At 42.9% G+C, this 15,132-nt stretch carries 16 protein-coding genes; all 16 read right to left on the bottom strand.

Features of this window, described 5'->3' with window-relative positions; all coding sequences use genetic code 11:
* Positions 1–7 precede the first annotated feature (7 nt).
* The 16 genes from glyS to ACWPWY_RS13380 all read right to left on the bottom strand — a co-directional run bounded on the left by glyS (position 8) and on the right by ACWPWY_RS13380 (position 15,118).
* The gene (gene glyS, locus ACWPWY_RS13305; protein ID WP_454192120.1) at positions 8–2,083 is read right to left on the bottom strand and encodes a glycine--tRNA ligase subunit beta; all 2,076 of its coding nucleotides are present in this window, start codon (positions 2,081–2,083) and stop codon (positions 8–10) included.
* Entirely contained in the window at positions 2,076–2,963 is an 888-nt protein-coding gene (glyQ, locus tag ACWPWY_RS13310; RefSeq protein ID WP_191798852.1) for a glycine--tRNA ligase subunit alpha, read from the bottom strand. Before glyQ ends, glyS begins: the two co-directional genes overlap by 8 nt.
* Before the next feature lie 354 nt (positions 2,964–3,317).
* Positions 3,318–4,070 (bottom strand): DNA repair protein RecO, encoded by a 753-nt coding sequence (gene recO, locus ACWPWY_RS13315; protein WP_454192121.1) that lies wholly within the window; start codon positions 4,068–4,070, stop codon positions 3,318–3,320.
* Between the two features lie 36 nt (positions 4,071–4,106).
* Positions 4,107–4,259, bottom strand: coding sequence for a YqzL family protein (locus ACWPWY_RS13320; protein ID WP_454192122.1), 153 nt, complete (start codon positions 4,257–4,259; stop codon positions 4,107–4,109).
* A gap of 134 nt (positions 4,260–4,393) precedes the next feature.
* Positions 4,394–5,296, bottom strand: coding sequence for a GTPase Era (gene era, locus ACWPWY_RS13325; protein ID WP_454192123.1), 903 nt, complete (start codon positions 5,294–5,296; stop codon positions 4,394–4,396).
* 38 nt (positions 5,297–5,334) lie between these two features.
* A complete protein-coding gene (locus ACWPWY_RS13330) occupies positions 5,335–5,742 on the bottom strand; it encodes a cytidine deaminase (protein WP_454192124.1) in 408 nt (135 codons plus the stop codon).
* A 37-nt stretch (positions 5,743–5,779) separates the two neighbouring features.
* Positions 5,780–6,145 carry a diacylglycerol kinase family protein gene (locus ACWPWY_RS13335; RefSeq protein ID WP_454192125.1) on the bottom strand — a complete coding sequence of 122 codons (366 nt, stop codon included), beginning with the start codon at positions 6,143–6,145 and terminating at the stop codon, positions 5,780–5,782.
* Positions 6,145–6,639, bottom strand: a complete 495-nt coding sequence (gene ybeY / locus ACWPWY_RS13340; protein ID WP_454192126.1) for an rRNA maturation RNase YbeY — start codon at positions 6,637–6,639, stop codon at positions 6,145–6,147. The genes ACWPWY_RS13335 and ybeY overlap by 1 nt, the downstream gene beginning before the upstream one ends.
* A gap of 82 nt (positions 6,640–6,721) precedes the next feature.
* Positions 6,722–8,950 (bottom strand): HD family phosphohydrolase, encoded by a 2,229-nt coding sequence (locus ACWPWY_RS13345; RefSeq protein ID WP_454192127.1) that lies wholly within the window; start codon positions 8,948–8,950, stop codon positions 6,722–6,724.
* 16 nt (positions 8,951–8,966) lie between these two features.
* Entirely contained in the window at positions 8,967–9,938 is a 972-nt protein-coding gene (locus ACWPWY_RS13350) for a PhoH family protein (RefSeq protein WP_191798844.1), read from the bottom strand.
* A gap of 6 nt (positions 9,939–9,944) precedes the next feature.
* Positions 9,945–11,150 (bottom strand): sporulation protein YqfD, encoded by a 1,206-nt coding sequence (gene yqfD, locus ACWPWY_RS13355; RefSeq protein WP_454192128.1) that lies wholly within the window; start codon positions 11,148–11,150, stop codon positions 9,945–9,947.
* On the bottom strand, positions 11,147–11,440 hold the full coding sequence (gene yqfC, locus ACWPWY_RS13360; RefSeq protein WP_454192129.1) for a sporulation protein YqfC: 294 nt from the start codon (positions 11,438–11,440) through the stop codon (positions 11,147–11,149). The genes yqfD and yqfC overlap by 4 nt, the downstream gene beginning before the upstream one ends.
* A 126-nt stretch (positions 11,441–11,566) precedes the next feature.
* On the bottom strand, positions 11,567–12,085 hold the full coding sequence (locus tag ACWPWY_RS13365) for a hypothetical protein (protein ID WP_454192130.1): 519 nt from the start codon (positions 12,083–12,085) through the stop codon (positions 11,567–11,569).
* Positions 12,086–12,098: 13 nt separating this feature from the next.
* Entirely contained in the window at positions 12,099–13,109 is a 1,011-nt protein-coding gene (gene floA / locus ACWPWY_RS13370; protein WP_160034114.1) for a flotillin-like protein FloA, read from the bottom strand.
* 62 nt (positions 13,110–13,171) lie between these two features.
* The gene (locus tag ACWPWY_RS13375) at positions 13,172–14,548 is read right to left on the bottom strand and encodes an NfeD family protein (protein WP_454192131.1); all 1,377 of its coding nucleotides are present in this window, start codon (positions 14,546–14,548) and stop codon (positions 13,172–13,174) included.
* A gap of 126 nt (positions 14,549–14,674) precedes the next feature.
* Positions 14,675–15,118, bottom strand: a complete 444-nt coding sequence (locus ACWPWY_RS13380; RefSeq protein WP_160034110.1) for a GatB/YqeY domain-containing protein — start codon at positions 15,116–15,118, stop codon at positions 14,675–14,677.
* Positions 15,119–15,132: the final 14 nt, after the last annotated feature.

The raw sequence follows: 15,132 nt of genomic DNA on the forward strand, positions 1-15,132 counted from the left end.
CTTATTATTACCAAACCAACTTGGAGAAATCAGCGAACGATTTCAAGTCTTGATCTATAGAAGCGAGTAAGCCTAAGCGATTTGCACGGACAGCTTCGTCTTCTGCCATAACCATAACAGAATCAAAGAATTCGGTGATCGGCTCTTTCCAGGAGCTAGCCAAACTTAGGGCCTTTTCTGCATCATGACGAGCAATAGCTTCTTGGTAAGCAAGGGATGTAGCCTTCCATGCATCATATAGTTTACGCTCTCCATCTTCTACAAATACCTCTTCACTAACCGAAGCATTAGAAGCTTTAGCTGCCAAATTACCTACACGATTAAAGGAGTCCACCGTTGTTTTGAAATCATCTTCTGAGACCACAGCATTCATCAGAGCAGCTCCGCGGCGCGTAACGGATACGATATCATTGTACTGAGCACTAATTACCGCATCCACTACATCATAACGCATCGTTTCAGACAAGAGTTTTTTGACCCGTAAACCAAAGAACTCTTGTAAGTCTTTACGTATTTCATCCGCCGGACGTTTCATAACTCTCATGCTTTCGTGAACCCCGATTCCAAGCTCAAAAATATCATCCAATGTTACAGGCAGTTCATGCTCGTAAGCAATTTGTACGATACCAGCCGCTTGACGACGAAGAGCATAAGGGTCTTGTGAACCCGTTGGAATAATCCCGATAGAGAAACAACCTACAATGGTATCTATCTTATCTGCGATACTTACGATAGATCCAATCATCGATGCTGGAACACTGTCGGAAGCTGATCTCGGTTGATAATGTTCAAAGATCGCTCTAGCTACCTCAGCACGTTCCCCTGCTTTCAAAGCGTAATCTTCACCCATAACCCCTTGCAATTCAGGGAACTCATATACCATCTGTGTTACAAGATCAAATTTACAAATATCAGCTGCACGGCTAACCGATTCAACCTGATCTGCTGGGATATTCAGCTTCGCTGCAAGTGCATCTGCAATTTTGCGAATACGGCGGACCTTATCTCCAACGGTACCCATCTCTTCTTGGAAAACAATGCTTTCAAGTTTGGATACTGCATCTTTAATTTGTAATTTTTGATCTTCTTCGTAAAAGAATTTCGCATCCGACAAACGTGCACGAAGCACTTTCTCATTCCCTTTTGCAATCACATCAAGCGATTCTTTTCCGCCGTTACGTACAGTGACAAAATAAGGAAGTAGTGTACCTTTATCGTCAAACACAGGGAAATACCGTTGATGCTCACGCATAGAAGTAATCAGCACATCTTGCGGAATATTAAGGAAGGAAGACTCAAATGTTCCGTATAATACGGTTGGAGTTTCAACCAGGAACAAGATTTCTTCGAGCAAATCTTCTTTAACACCAATGGTCCAATTCTTCTCATGAGCGAGTTCTTCAATTTGTTTCACAATGATCGCACGGCGCTCTTCGATATCGGCAATTACATGCTCTGAACGTAACGCTTCAACATAAGCAGAAGGCTCTTTGATTTCGATTTCTTTTCCTAAGAAACGGTGACCTCGCGTGATATTTCCTGAAGTAACGCCCGCAACTTCTATAGAGATAACATCCGTACCAAAAAGCGCAACCATCCAGCGGATCGGACGAACAAATTTGAAATCATAAGAAGCCCAGCGCATAAATTTAGGAAATGTCATCGCATGTAAAATTTGCAGCAATCCTTCAGCAAGAATTTCAGAAGTTTCCGTTCCTTTGCTGCTTTTCGTTGCGTAAATATATTCAACGCCGCCAAGTTCTTTAAACGTAAACTGTTCCGGAGAAACACCTTGACTTCTCGCAAAACCAAGAGCTGCTTTACTCCAATTTCCGTTTTCGTCCATTGCAATTTTGCGTGACGGTCCTTTTACTTCTTCTTCTATATCCTCTTGTTTTTCAGCAACATCTTTAATCAGGACAGCCAAACGACGGGGTGTTGCATAAGCTTCTACAGCACCATGATTTACACGGATACTGCTCAGCCATTTCTCCATTCGATCCTGAAGCTGCTCTATCGCTCCGCGCACAAATCTTGCAGGTACTTCTTCCAGACCAATTTCAAATAATAAATCTTTAGACATGATCCGCACCTCCTTGCTTAATCAATGGGAATCCGAGCTTCTCGCGCTCCGCTAGATATGTTGCAGCGACTTGACGCGCCAGATTACGTACTCTCGTAATATAGCCCGTCCGTTCCGTTACACTGATCGCTCCACGGGCATCCAGAAGGTTAAACGTATGTGAGCATTTGAGCACATAATCATAAGCTGGGAATACCAGATCCTGATCCATTGCCTTTTTTGCCTCTTCTTCATACATGTTAAAGAGTGTAAATAGCATACGAACATCAGATACTTCAAACGTATATTTAGAATGTTCCACTTCTGGTTGATGGAATACGTCTCCATACTTCACATCGCCTACCCACTCCAGATCAAATACATTGTCTTTGTCCTGGATATATGATGCTAGACGTTCCATACCATAGGTGATTTCAACGGAAACAGGATTGGTTTCGATTCCGCCTACTTGTTGGAAATAAGTGAACTGTGTGATTTCCATACCGTCGAGCCATACTTCCCAGCCGAGACCCGCACAACCAAGAGAAGGATTCTCCCAGTTATCTTCTACGAAACGGATATCATGCTTATTCGCATCAATTCCAAGCGCTTTGAGGCTGTCCAAATATAGTTCCTGAATATTGTCAGGGGAAGGTTTAATAATGACTTGGAACTGATGATGTTGATACAACCGGTTCGGGTTCTCTCCGTATCTTCCATCCGAAGGACGTCGTGACGGCTCCACATAAGCTACTTTCCATGGTTCAGGTCCGATCGAACGAAGGAAAGTCATGGGGTTCATTGTACCTGCACCCTTTTCCGTATCATATGGCTGAACAATAATGCATTCTTGGCCTGCCCAGAACTCTTGCAGCGTTAAAATCATTTGCTGAAAATTCATATACTTCTCTCCTTTTTCATCAGCTGTAGGACAGCAAAAAACCCCCGCCCTACGCCTGTTATACAGACGTAGGGACGAGAGTTAATCCCGCGGTTCCACCCTACTTGATCACCTTCGAAACTCATGATGAGCTTCTATAGCAATCCGCTTTTCCGTATCATGTTCTGCTCACGAGTGCCGTTTCCTAAACAAAACCTGCCGGACTCTCACCTGCACCGACTCGCTAATTAAGGTTTGTCTGTTCAGTACTTTCTCGATCAACGCATGTCTCAAAGAGACTATTATGGTTCATAATAACGTAGTGATCATGCGCTTGTCAAGAAAACACCCAGAAAGCTATTTTTGAGTCACAATTTAGAAACCGTACTTTTCCATCTGATCAAGAAAATGACGAGATTTCAGTTTTAAGGCTAATTGCTGATCCATAAATGCACGCATGATCACCTTAATTTCAGTCTTAGTCTCTTCGCGTACAGATATATTGCCAAGACGCTGTAAATCTAGCGCTGAAAATAAACGTAACAACTTTAGAGCCCTTGGGGTTATATTCATAGCCGGCGGATCAAAGTGTTTACAAGCACGGCATAAAACGCCTCCAAGACTCGGACTAATAAAATATTCTTCATCCGGTCTCTCCCGTCCACAGGAAATACAAGCTTGAAGTTCAGGTGCATATCCAGCGGACTGTAATATTTTCATTTCATAAAGATGAATAATAATAGCCGGATCTTTATCTTCTTGAAGGGCCCCGAGGCATGCCTTTAATTGTTTAAACCAAAAGGTACCTGTTTCATCATCCTGCAACACTCGGTCCAATAACTCACAGGCATAGGAGGCAAATGCCGCCTTAATAATGTCCTCACGCAGTACATGGTGAGATTCAATAATTTCGCCTTGATTTAAAGTTCCCAGTCCTTGATTACGAAAAAAAACATATTCTCCATACGTAAACGGCTGTGTCAGGGCAGCATGGCGGCTTTTTGCCTTTTTAGCTCCACGGACAAGAACTCCTACTTTACCTCCACTTTCGGTGCAAAGCGTAATAATCTTGTTCCCTTCGCCGTAGTCCATACTGCGGATGACGATCCCTTCCACCCTGTATAGCATGTTTCGTCCCCCACAAGCCACTCCTGCCGCACATGGCTAAGATTCGGTCTGAATCGCATCAAAAGGATCAACCTCCCCTTCAGCTTCAATTCCTACTTCATCTAGGACAGATGCACAAGCTTCTTTGTACAGCAAGTAAGCATCAACATCTCCAGTCTTTGCAAAATACGTCCACGAAAAATCTCGCATAAGTATTCATCCTCTCTTGTGGAAATGACTTGATAAGCATCTAAGAGATAGGATGTACAAGGGAGTTCTTTCTATGCGTAAAACAACACTGGTAGTGTACGGCAGAAAAGGCATTTCTCAATTAATCGAACTACTTACGCGTCTCGATGAAAACCTAAGTCACGAAGGACTCGGTCTTGATTTCGCCAGTCTTTCTTCACTTTCACCCATAGTTCCAAAAATATTTTGGAACCAAGCAGTCTTTCAATATCGTGACGAGCTCGCTTCCCTACTTCTTTAAGAAGAGCTCCTTGTTTACCGATAATAATTCCTTTTTGGGAATCACGTTCTACATAAATTACAGCAGAAACATACACTGTCCCATTTTCTTGTGCACGCATTTCTTCGATGGTAACGGCAATGGAGTGAGGCACTTCCTCACGCGTCATATGCAGAATTTTCTCACGTACAAGCTCAGCAATAACAAACTGCTCAGGATGATCCGTAATTTGATCTTCTGGATAATACTGAGGACCTACCGGTAAATACTTCTTAACTTGATCAAGAAGAGTATTTACATTGTTACCGTGTTTAGCTGAAATAGGAACAATCTCGGCAAATTCGTGCAGCTTTCTGTATTGTTCGATTAAAGGTAATAGAGCTTCAGGCTCTATTTGGTCGATTTTGTTCAACACAAGGATGACCGGCGTTTTAACATCTTTCAATTGTTCGGCAATAAAGCGATCACCGCCGCCCATTCCTTCCGCAGCATCAACCAAAAATAGAACAGCTTCTACTTCCCGAAGTGTATTAAGTGCCGTCATATTCATGAAATCGCCCAGTTTCGATTGACGCTTATGAATACCTGGTGTATCTAGAAAAACGATTTGCATATTATCTGCGGTATATACCCCGTGAATTTTATTTCTCGTTGTTTGTGGTTTATCGGACATAATCGCAATTTTCTGTCCAATGACTTGATTCATTAGAGTGGATTTACCCACATTCGGTCTGCCGATAATGGCTACAAAACCGGATTTAAATTCTTTTTTTGACATATTTCCTCCAAATTAGGGCTGAACCCTATACATTGATTTTATACTTTCGCAAGATCTTGAGGGCCGAATGCCCCTGGCAGTAGATCGGAGACGGTTGTTTCCACCATGTCACCTTTCAGATTTCCTAAGTAAACAGGCATATCTGGTTCACACAATTCAAACATCACCTGACGACATATACCACAAGGAGAGATTGGACCATCTGTATCTCCTACGATAGCTATTGCTTTGAATTTTCTAGGTTCATGGCCGCTCGCGATAGCACTAAACACAGCCGTTCGCTCTGCGCAGTTACTTGGACCGTAAGCTGCATTTTCAATATTACATCCATGATAGATATGACCATCTTCCCCAACCAGTGCAGCCCCTACTCCAAAGTGAGAGTATGGGATATAAGCTTTCTTACGAGCTTCAACAGCTTCTTTCATCAAACTTTGCTTATCCATATATCTTACCTCTTTCTAGAACGAAATGTTATCTATTTTAGAAAGCCCATGTAATCAGCGGCTCCCAAAAAACAAACAGTGCAATAATCACGGCAAAAACCGCCGCCAGCAGCACAGCTCCAGCAGCGGTATCTTTAGCGGATTTTGCAAGCAAGTGAAACTCAGGGGAGGCAAGGTCTACGACCCGTTCAACAGCGGTATTAAGCAGCTCCGTTATCATCACACCAGCAATCGCCACACAGATGAACATCCAGTCCACCTGAGAAATATGAAAAAATAGGCCCGCAACAACTGCAAGGATAGCACATCCCGCATGAACACGCAGATTCCGCTGCGTTAGAAAACTTTCTATTAAGCCCTCCATTGCGTTACGAAATACATCACCCCATGAGCGCTTCTTCATTACCGACTGAGCCCCACCTCAGCAAGAACTTTTTCCTGTTTTCCCATCATTTCAGCTTCACTAGCTTCGTCCTGATGATCATAACCTAACAAATGAAGAAAACCATGCACAAACAAAAATCCGATCTCACGATCAATAGAATGACCGTATTCTTTGCTTTGAGCAATCGCGGTCTCCACTGAAATAATAATATCTCCAAGGATTTCTGGGATATCTATAGCTTCATTCTCACCAAGATCATAAATAATATCCAATTCTTCATCGATCGATTCATTCATGGCAAAAGAAAGCACATCCGTAGGACGATCGATTCCCCGATACTCCTTATTCAGTTCATGAATTTCTTGATCTGTTACAAAAGTGAGAGCTACCTCACCATCTGTAATCTTCTCCATCTCGGCTGCTTTTTCAAGCAACCTTTCCAAAGTCCCAATCAATTCTTCCGTGATCTCAACAACTTCTTGGTTATTATTCCATACGAGTTGCACACTCATTTTCGTATGCTCCTTATCTGTATACTCTATAGTTAATCTTAATAAGCTGTTAAGTCTAAAGCAAATAACTCTCCGCTCTTACTTAACTTTTTGGCTTCTTTATTTCTTCCGGATATTCAATTCGAGAATGGAAAATACCCATTACCGCTTCTTTTAACGTCTTCGACACAATATCGAGTTCACGCATGGTCAAATCACAATCATTCAACTGATGATCATCGAGCCTGCTTTTTATAATCTTCTCAATCATCGTTTCCACTTGTTCTACGGTCGGTTTCCGTAAGGAACGAACGGCGGCTTCCACACTGTCTGCAATCCCTACGATAGCTGCTTCTTTAGACTGAGCTTTAGGACCTGGATATCTAAAATCTTCTTCCGTAAAATCAGGTTCTACTCCCGCCTCTTCCGCCTGCTTTATCGCTTTTTGATAGAAAAAGTGTAGGAAGGTTGTTCCATGATGCTGCTCTGCAATATCACGAATCCGCTTGGGAAGTTTATACTCTTTTTGCATCTCCACGCCATCTCTTGCATGAGCGATAATAATCGACTTACTAAGCTTAGGATCCAGTGTGTCATGCGGATTTTCCATATTATTCTGATTCTCGATAAAATAAATCGGACGTTTTGTTTTTCCAATATCATGGTAATAGGAACCAACTCTGCATAAGAGACCATCTGCACCGATCGCTTCAGCGGCTGCCTCAGACAAGTTCCCTACCATCACACTATGATGATAAGTTCCCGGTGTTTCTGTAAGCAGTTTACGTAATAGCGGGTGATTCGGATTTGACAATTCCACAAGCTTCAAAGCAGATAAAATTCCGAAAGTAGATTCAAAGAACGGCATCAGACCAATAGCAAGAATTGCCATCAAAATCCCGCCCGCAAAAGCAAAACCTACCCCGTATAGCGCATTGGTACGATCCCAATCTCCATCTCCCAGAATTGAAAGCATGAAGACTACAAGAGAACCAATCAATGACACCATAATACCGCTTTTCAGTAAAGTTGAGCGCTGGCTCGCCTTGTCCGTAGCAAAAATAGCAACAAAGCTGACAATGACAGTAAACAATCCAAAATTAAAGTCAAAATTTTCGTTTTGCTGCGTATTTAGTATAATGCTAGCCACAATCCCAAAAATAATAGCAGAGATATAGGCCAAAGGTATGTCGAGCAGCAGGGTAATTAACATGACTCCAATCCCTACCGGAGCCAAGTATCCGACGAATACTCTACCATCTGTCTGAAGAAAAGCAATCAAATGCATACTGCCTATTGTAATCACAAATACACATAACAGCATAAGCAGTTGCGCATTGCTATATTTGAATTCGGGATTACTCATTTGATTCATGTACATTAATATGCCTAATGAGAGAAATAGCGACAGTAACAGTAAACCAAACTGCGGCCAATAATTTACTTCATCACGCAAAAGTTTATTATCCGAAAGCAGCTTGTACACTTCTTCGGTAATAATCTCCCCTTTGGCTACAAGCGTTTCCCCTTCTTCGATGTAAACAGGCGGTGTGTTTTCCCGCGCCTTCGCTTTGGCTTCTTTCGTCGCCTCTTCATCGTAGAATTTATTTGATGTAATCACAAATCGGGTAAGTTCCTGAACCACCTCGCGTGAAGTACGGTCATTAAGCGAGCTTGTATTGACCATTTCCGCCACTTTTGCACGTGGAATAGAGGCATCCGTGATCTGGTCTACCATAAGCCGAGAGACAAGCTCTCGTGCCACCGGTTTCATCTGTTTAATCTGATCGGAAGACAGTCTAGCAATTTTGATATACGTCTCTTCTGGAATACGGTAAGACTGTCCTTCGGTTACTTTGCGAATCTCTTCGAGCAGTGGTTCGGAATAAATACCGGAACTTCGATTATTGTTAATAAAATTCGTTACGGAGTCCCTTAGTCGCTGCGGAATTTCTTGTTTATAAATTTCAATCTTGTCATCACTTGATATATCATCCTGATTTAAACGGTCAATACGGTCAAGTATGGATGTAATTAAACTTTCATTACGTAAAGAGACATATTGGTAGATCGGCTGAACACTTTCAGCCGCCTGTTCCTGTGCCAGCGCACGTGCTTGATTATCTTGAATCTGCATCGGCGCCTTAATTTCTTTTTCACTACGTGTTCCCTGCTGAATATCATAACGCTCAGGCAACAAACTCGGAGACAAACTAACATAGAACAGAATGAGCATAAACAAAAACAGAAGATAGCGGGCTCCCCTGCTATTCTTCCATCCCATTTTCTTATTCTGAAAAGACTTGTCTTTAGACAATTCCTTAGGGGTCACCAGGAACAATCCCTTTCTATTCTTGATTTTCTGCGGCTCGGTCGTAAGCGGTGATGATTTTCTGCACAAGGGTGTGCCTTACCACGTCAGTTTCAGCAAAGTAAACAAATCCAATCTCTTCAACACTCGAAAGAATCGATTTGGCTTCTATCAGTCCTGATTTCTTACCTCTAGGCAAGTCGATTTGTGTTACATCTCCGGTGATTACCATTTTGGAACCAAAACCCAGACGGGTCAAAAACATTTTCATTTGTTCCGGTGTAGTATTCTGCGCTTCATCCAAAATAATAAAAGAATCATCCAGTGTACGGCCACGCATATACGCCAGTGGTGCAATTTCTATCAGGCCGCGTTCAAGCGCTTTAGCTGTCTGATCGGGACCCATTACATCATATAGCGCATCATATAGTGGACGCAGATACGGATCGACCTTCTCCTGAAGATCTCCTGGCAAGAAACCGAGGTTCTCCCCTGCTTCAACAGCAGGCCGGGTTAATACAATTCTCTTTACAGAGCCTTCTTTTAACGCGGCTACAGCGAGAACAACAGCAAGATAGGTCTTACCTGTTCCTGCAGGTCCAATTCCAAATACGATATCCCGTTTCTTGATGGTCGTAACATAATGTTTCTGTCCAATCGTCTTCACACGAATTGGTTTACCACGAAAAGTAGTCGTAATTTCACCTTTAAATAAGTCAAGCAGCTGATCGGCTCTGAAATCTTTGGCAAGTTCGGTTGCGTACTGGATATCTCTTTCGGAAAGAATGTATCCATTACGAATTAGTTGCAATAATACTTCAAATAGCTGTTCCATTTTCTCAACTTCATTTCCATCGCCCCGAATGGTGATTTCGGCTTCACGTGAGTCAATCGTCACTGGAATCTCGGACTCCATTAATTTAAGAAAAGTGTCCTGTGGTCCAAATAGAGATTGTCCTTCACCTGCGTTCTGAAGAGAGATGCGTATGCTGCGATTATGTTCTGTCAAATAACCTCATTCTCCTTGATCTTCAACTTGGTTATAAACGAGCGGTAATTCCACCGCGATACTTTCTTCTACTTCGAAAAGCACTTTCATATAAACTTTACCATTCTCTTTCTTCTCATGCAAAATTTTTTCGCTGATCATCTTCGTACCTTTACCGTTTTTCGCTAAAATATCATTTCTTGCCGCTTCCAATCCTTGTTGTTTTACAAACTCTTCACCAAGAGACTGCTCTTTATACAACGTTTCACGGTCAATTTCAGTCATCCAGCCCACTGGAAGTTTAAAAGAGCGCCATTTCAGCGGGTCCACTTCGGTAATAGTCTCAAATTTACTGTAAGGAGTATCTCCATAACCCCAGAACTGGACCGCTCGATTTCCCAGCACAAGGAAACGACGTTCTTTAGACTCCCCTGTATAAGTGATCTGCTTTTGCAATAAAGGCACTTCAATATTATATTCATGCCAAACAAGCCCTTTTACTTCCCCTTTGGCTACGACATTCTGTGTGTTCTCTTCGTCCCCAAGAATACCTGATATAAGTACTGAACCCTTCTTGACCCTCATATCCTTTTGAACTACGGGTCTGCCTTGTTCCGCATAAATTTCAGTTATCACCGCATCCGTCTTGCTGATCAGATGTCTTGGACTCAATAGCGGTTTCTTCTCTGGTTCATCTGCTTCAACGACCTGGATCGTAACTTTGGTTCCTTCCCGGAGCACACCGATCCATGAAGCTGCAGGGAGCTGTTTTACCATATCCTTAGCCAGCTCGTCCTGTTCTGGAAGCCGAAATGAGAGTTGAAATGGATATAGCCCCTCTTTACGAGCTACTTCCAGAATTTCTTCTTCCGGTATTTTTATATTCCCTTCCACTTCGACGTCCCATACCAATGCAGACATGGCATACAATAAAACAAAGAATAAAATGGCACCTGTTACAAACAGTTTTCGTTTTAGTAGTCTCGCCGTAAAAAAGGGGAGCCCAATACGCTGCTTTACCCTTACCCGGCAGCCTGTCCGTTTTAAAAGCGGGCGAAGCTCAAAGAAATCGTTCACCAGAATATTCATACTGGCACTGCGATTACCTATTGCTTTAATCTCCCATACATTTAGTCCATGCTTCGCCATTTCATTAATCATGGCTTCGATGTCGCCCCCGAGAAGTACAATATGAACTGTTCCCCTAATATTGGCCAAGCTCGGTGTTTTCACTTGACATCCTCCGTTCCCATATACTGAATATTTTTAATATGGCCTTCTACCGCTACTTCTTCAGGCATAATATTCCGAATGACAAGCTCTGCACCGCTTACCTCGAGTCGTCCTACAGACAGGTCGAGCACAAGTTTATCTTCGGAAAAATGTACAACACCGCGATGGTTCTCTATGTATAATTGCTTACTTCCGATCAGGGTTAGCCTCGGCATGTCAAAAAGAACATCCTGTGGCAAATCGAGTACTTCGCTGGTCCATTTGCGCAAATTGCGACTGATCCGGGTCATTGAGCTGGTCTTCCCCCTTCCTGTACTCTAAACCATATGCAGGAAAACGCTGCTTTATGAGGATTCCATTACAAAAAGCCGCCATTCTCTATTAAGAGAAATGACGGCTCATTAGTTAATCAAATATTAATACTTATTGCGAGAATGATAAGGGCGTTTTGCCCGCGGCGGTCCTAATACTTCTGCCCAAATAATCCCTTTACGAATATCGGATGGGTTAGCAAATAACTTTTCCTGTTCATCCGGCTTTTGAGAAGATTCTGCTCGGGAAGTTGCAGCACGCCTTGCGACTCTTGCCGCTTTTTCAGACTCATCTTTTATTCTTTCTAATCGCAATCTCTCGATTTCGAATGTTCTGCGTTGTTGCTCCATCACATCATGCTGAGATAATTCTTCATCTGCAGCATAATCTTCAACAGTGGAGTATGGAGACTCAGAAACGGTAGCAGGAGTATCATAAGGATTGCGATACTCCCCTTCACGCGAATCCATCGGCTCTACCGGGAGTGTAGACTCTCTAGAAGGCGGTCTTCTCGATTCGTCTGTCCCTCTCGATTTATTCGCTTTATTCAAAAACGAAATGAGCGCAAAACCAATAACAGCTACGAAGTAGATGTTGCTTAATAACCAGTCCAGAAGGTTCATTTATTTCACCACCTTATCTGTTTTGGTTATGATCATCCTGGTTTTTCTTGCTTTCTTCCGGCTTCGCAATGGCACCGCGCATCTCTGTATCTGCCTCGATATTGCGATAATTCATATAATCCATGATTCCAAGTTGTCCGTTTCGGAAAGCTTCCGCCATCGCGAGCGGCACATCGGATTCTGCTTCTACTACGCGAGCTCTCATCTCAATAACACGCGCCTTCATCTCTTGCTCTTGAGCAACAGCCATTGCACGTCTTTCTTCTGCTTTTGCCTGAGCAATTCGTTTGTCTGCTTCGGCCTGTTCTGTCTGCAAATCAGCCCCGATATTTTTACCAACACTAACATCGGCAATATCGATAGAAAGAATCTCAAAAGCAGTACCTGCATCTAGACCTTTCTCAAGGACGGTACGAGAAATACGGTCCGGATGCTCTAGAACATCTTTATGGGAGTTAGAAGCACCATTCGTACTTACAATCCCTTCCCCTACACGGGCAATAATCGTTTCTTCACCCGCACCACCGACTAGGCGATCAATATTAGCACGAACCGTTACGCGAGCTTTAACTTTTACTTCAATACCGTCTTTTGCTACCGCAGAAACGACTGGAGTCTCAATCACTCGCGGATTAACACTCATTTGTACAGCCTGAAGCACATCACGACCTGCAAGGTCAATCGCTGCAGCACGTTCAAATTCGAGCGGAATGTTCGCACGCTGTGCAGCAATCAAGGAGTTGACCACTCGGTCTACGTTACCTCCTGCGAGATAGTGACTTTCCAGTTGGTTAATGTTAAGACCAAGTCCAGCTTTTGTAGCTTTAATGAGTGGATTTACAATCCGACTAGGCACAACTCGGCGCAGCCTCATAGCTACAAGGGTAATAATGCTTAATTTGACACCGGACGCAAGCGCTGAAATCCAGAGCATGACAGGGAAAAAGCTAAAGAACACACTTAATATGATGACCGCAACAACGGCAATTAACAGAATAGCTACCCAACCTGATTCAAATACCATGTAATAAATTCCTCCAACAAATCGTTTTTTTAAAACTAGGTCATACCATGTTTATTTAACCGTTATTTTACGCCATTAAATTCTCTTTCACTTTGTTTCTTCACCACAACACGCGAACCTTCTACCTTGTACACATAAACAGGTTCGTTTGCGAGAATATAATCCCCTTCTGTAACCACATCTACACGCTCTGCCCCAATGACAGCCGTACCCGATGGACGAAGCGGAGTCGCACTGACGCCTTCCATTCCAATCAAATCTTCTCTTGTTCTAACCGAAGAATATCCTCTGTCCGCAGTCATGTTATCACTTAGTATAAAACGATTCCATATCCCTCTCTCCTTGAACACGATAGCGACAATGATCACGAGAGCAATCGCAGCAGCCGTTGCAATTCCTAAGGAGACAAGAGCTGTACTTGTATCGTAGGCGGCTCTTACGACCCCTGTAATCAGACTCGCTGAACCGAGCACTCCCAGAATACCAAAGCTCGGAACAAATAGTTCGGAGATAAGAAGTGCAATCCCGATGATAAACAGGAACCATGTTTCCGATCCGCCGATACCGGCCACATAACTTCCGCCAAAATAAAGGACAAAGCTCAAGAAACCAACAATACCCGGTACTCCAAATCCAGGAACAAATAACTCGATCAATATTCCAGCTATCCCAATGAATAACAGAATCGTTGATACAACAGGATGAGTAAGGAAACTCGAGACCTTCTCAAATGTCGTCTGTTCCATCGTATAGATATTATCCGGTGAATAATTCAGCCATGTAGCTACTTCAGCAGGCGATGTGACAATTTTGTCAGCATAACCAACTTCAAGCGCTTCCTTCGCTGTCAGAGAGATAACCTGGCCTTTTTCTTTCGTTTTATTGATTTCAGGCATTTCAACAACCATATTAAGATCCGTCATCCCGCCTGCGATCTCTTTTTTGCGATCATTCTTTTCAGCTGCCGCCTGCATGTTCGACTTCCATGTAGCTACTAGCTTGGGATCATCAATATAGTTATTTCTCCCATCTACCAGAGCTGCCGCACCAATCGTACTCGCTGGGGACATCGCAATATAGTCAGAGACCAAAGCAATATAACTACCTGCTGAAGCCGCATCTCCGTTGATATAAGCCACTGTGGGAATTTTGCTTGCCTGAATCATATCTCCAATTTCTTTTGTCGTTGCGACAAGCCCGCCAGGCGTATTGATCTGGAGAACAATCAGGCCTGCTTGCATTTCTTCCGCTTCCTTGAACCCGCGTTCCATGAATTTTTGAAGCCCGCGCTCAATTGGTTGATCTACAGGAATGACATATACCGCACCATCTTTCGCAGCAGCCTGAATCCCCTGTGGTTGAACAAAAGCAGAGACGAGAGTAACAAAGAAAGCGATTAAAATAACAACCGGAAATTTCCAATTTTTGATTTTATTCATTAATTGTTATACCTCCCTTCTATATCATCCTATAATACCCACCACATAATGTATATTACGTATGTAAACAATTTACGTTTCAAAAAAGAAAAACACTCCCTGAGTCAGGGAGTGTTTACGGTTATGTTATTGCAGAAATTGTTGAACTGCTTGGCTCACCAGCTTGCCATCCGCTTTGCCTTTTACTTTCGGCATCAGGGCTGACATGACTTTCCCCATCTCGGCTTTCGAAGAAGCACCGGTTTCCTGGATGGTCTGCTGTACAATGACTTTAATTTCTTCTTCGCTAAGCTGTGCGGGAAGGTACTGACTGATTATATCAATTTCCGCTTTGGCATTCTCCGCAAGTTCTGTGCGACCCGCTTTATCAAATTCTTGGAGGGCATCTTTGCGCTGTTTGATTTCACGACTGAGGATATCAAGCACTTCGTTGTCATCCAAAGGTCTTTTCAAATCTATTTCAAGATTCTTAATCGTCGAACGAACCAAACGAATGGTGGAGAGTTTGAACTTGTCCTTACTCTTCATCGCTTGCTTCATATCTTCGTTCAATCGTTCGCTAAGATTCATGTTGTTATAATCCT

Source organism: Paenibacillus sp. Marseille-Q7038 (assembly GCF_965111595.1).

Coding starts and splice junctions, on each gene's coding strand:
- glyS (WP_454192120.1), bottom strand. CDS start 2,083: ATGTCTAAAGATTTATTATTTGAAATTGGTCTGGAAGAAGTACCTGCA.
- glyQ (WP_191798852.1), bottom strand. CDS start 2,963: ATGAATTTTCAGCAAATGATTTTAACGCTGCAAGAGTTCTGGGCAGGC.
- recO (WP_454192121.1), bottom strand. CDS start 4,070: ATGCTATACAGGGTGGAAGGGATCGTCATCCGCAGTATGGACTACGGC.
- ACWPWY_RS13320 (WP_454192122.1), bottom strand. CDS start 4,259: ATGCGAGATTTTTCGTGGACGTATTTTGCAAAGACTGGAGATGTTGAT.
- era (WP_454192123.1), bottom strand. CDS start 5,296: ATGTCAAAAAAAGAATTTAAATCCGGTTTTGTAGCCATTATCGGCAGA.
- ACWPWY_RS13330 (WP_454192124.1), bottom strand. CDS start 5,742: ATGGATAAGCAAAGTTTGATGAAAGAAGCTGTTGAAGCTCGTAAGAAA.
- ACWPWY_RS13335 (WP_454192125.1), bottom strand. CDS start 6,145: ATGAAGAAGCGCTCATGGGGTGATGTATTTCGTAACGCAATGGAGGGC.
- ybeY (WP_454192126.1), bottom strand. CDS start 6,639: ATGAGTGTGCAACTCGTATGGAATAATAACCAAGAAGTTGTTGAGATC.
- yqfC (WP_454192129.1), bottom strand. CDS start 11,440: ATGACCCGGATCAGTCGCAATTTGCGCAAATGGACCAGCGAAGTACTC.
- ACWPWY_RS13365 (WP_454192130.1), bottom strand. CDS start 12,085: ATGAACCTTCTGGACTGGTTATTAAGCAACATCTACTTCGTAGCTGTT.
- floA (WP_160034114.1), bottom strand. CDS start 13,109: ATGGTATTTGAATCAGGTTGGGTAGCTATTCTGTTAATTGCCGTTGTT.
- ACWPWY_RS13375 (WP_454192131.1), bottom strand. CDS start 14,548: ATGAATAAAATCAAAAATTGGAAATTTCCGGTTGTTATTTTAATCGCT.
- ACWPWY_RS13380 (WP_160034110.1), bottom strand. CDS start 15,118: ATGAATCTTAGCGAACGATTGAACGAAGATATGAAGCAAGCGATGAAG.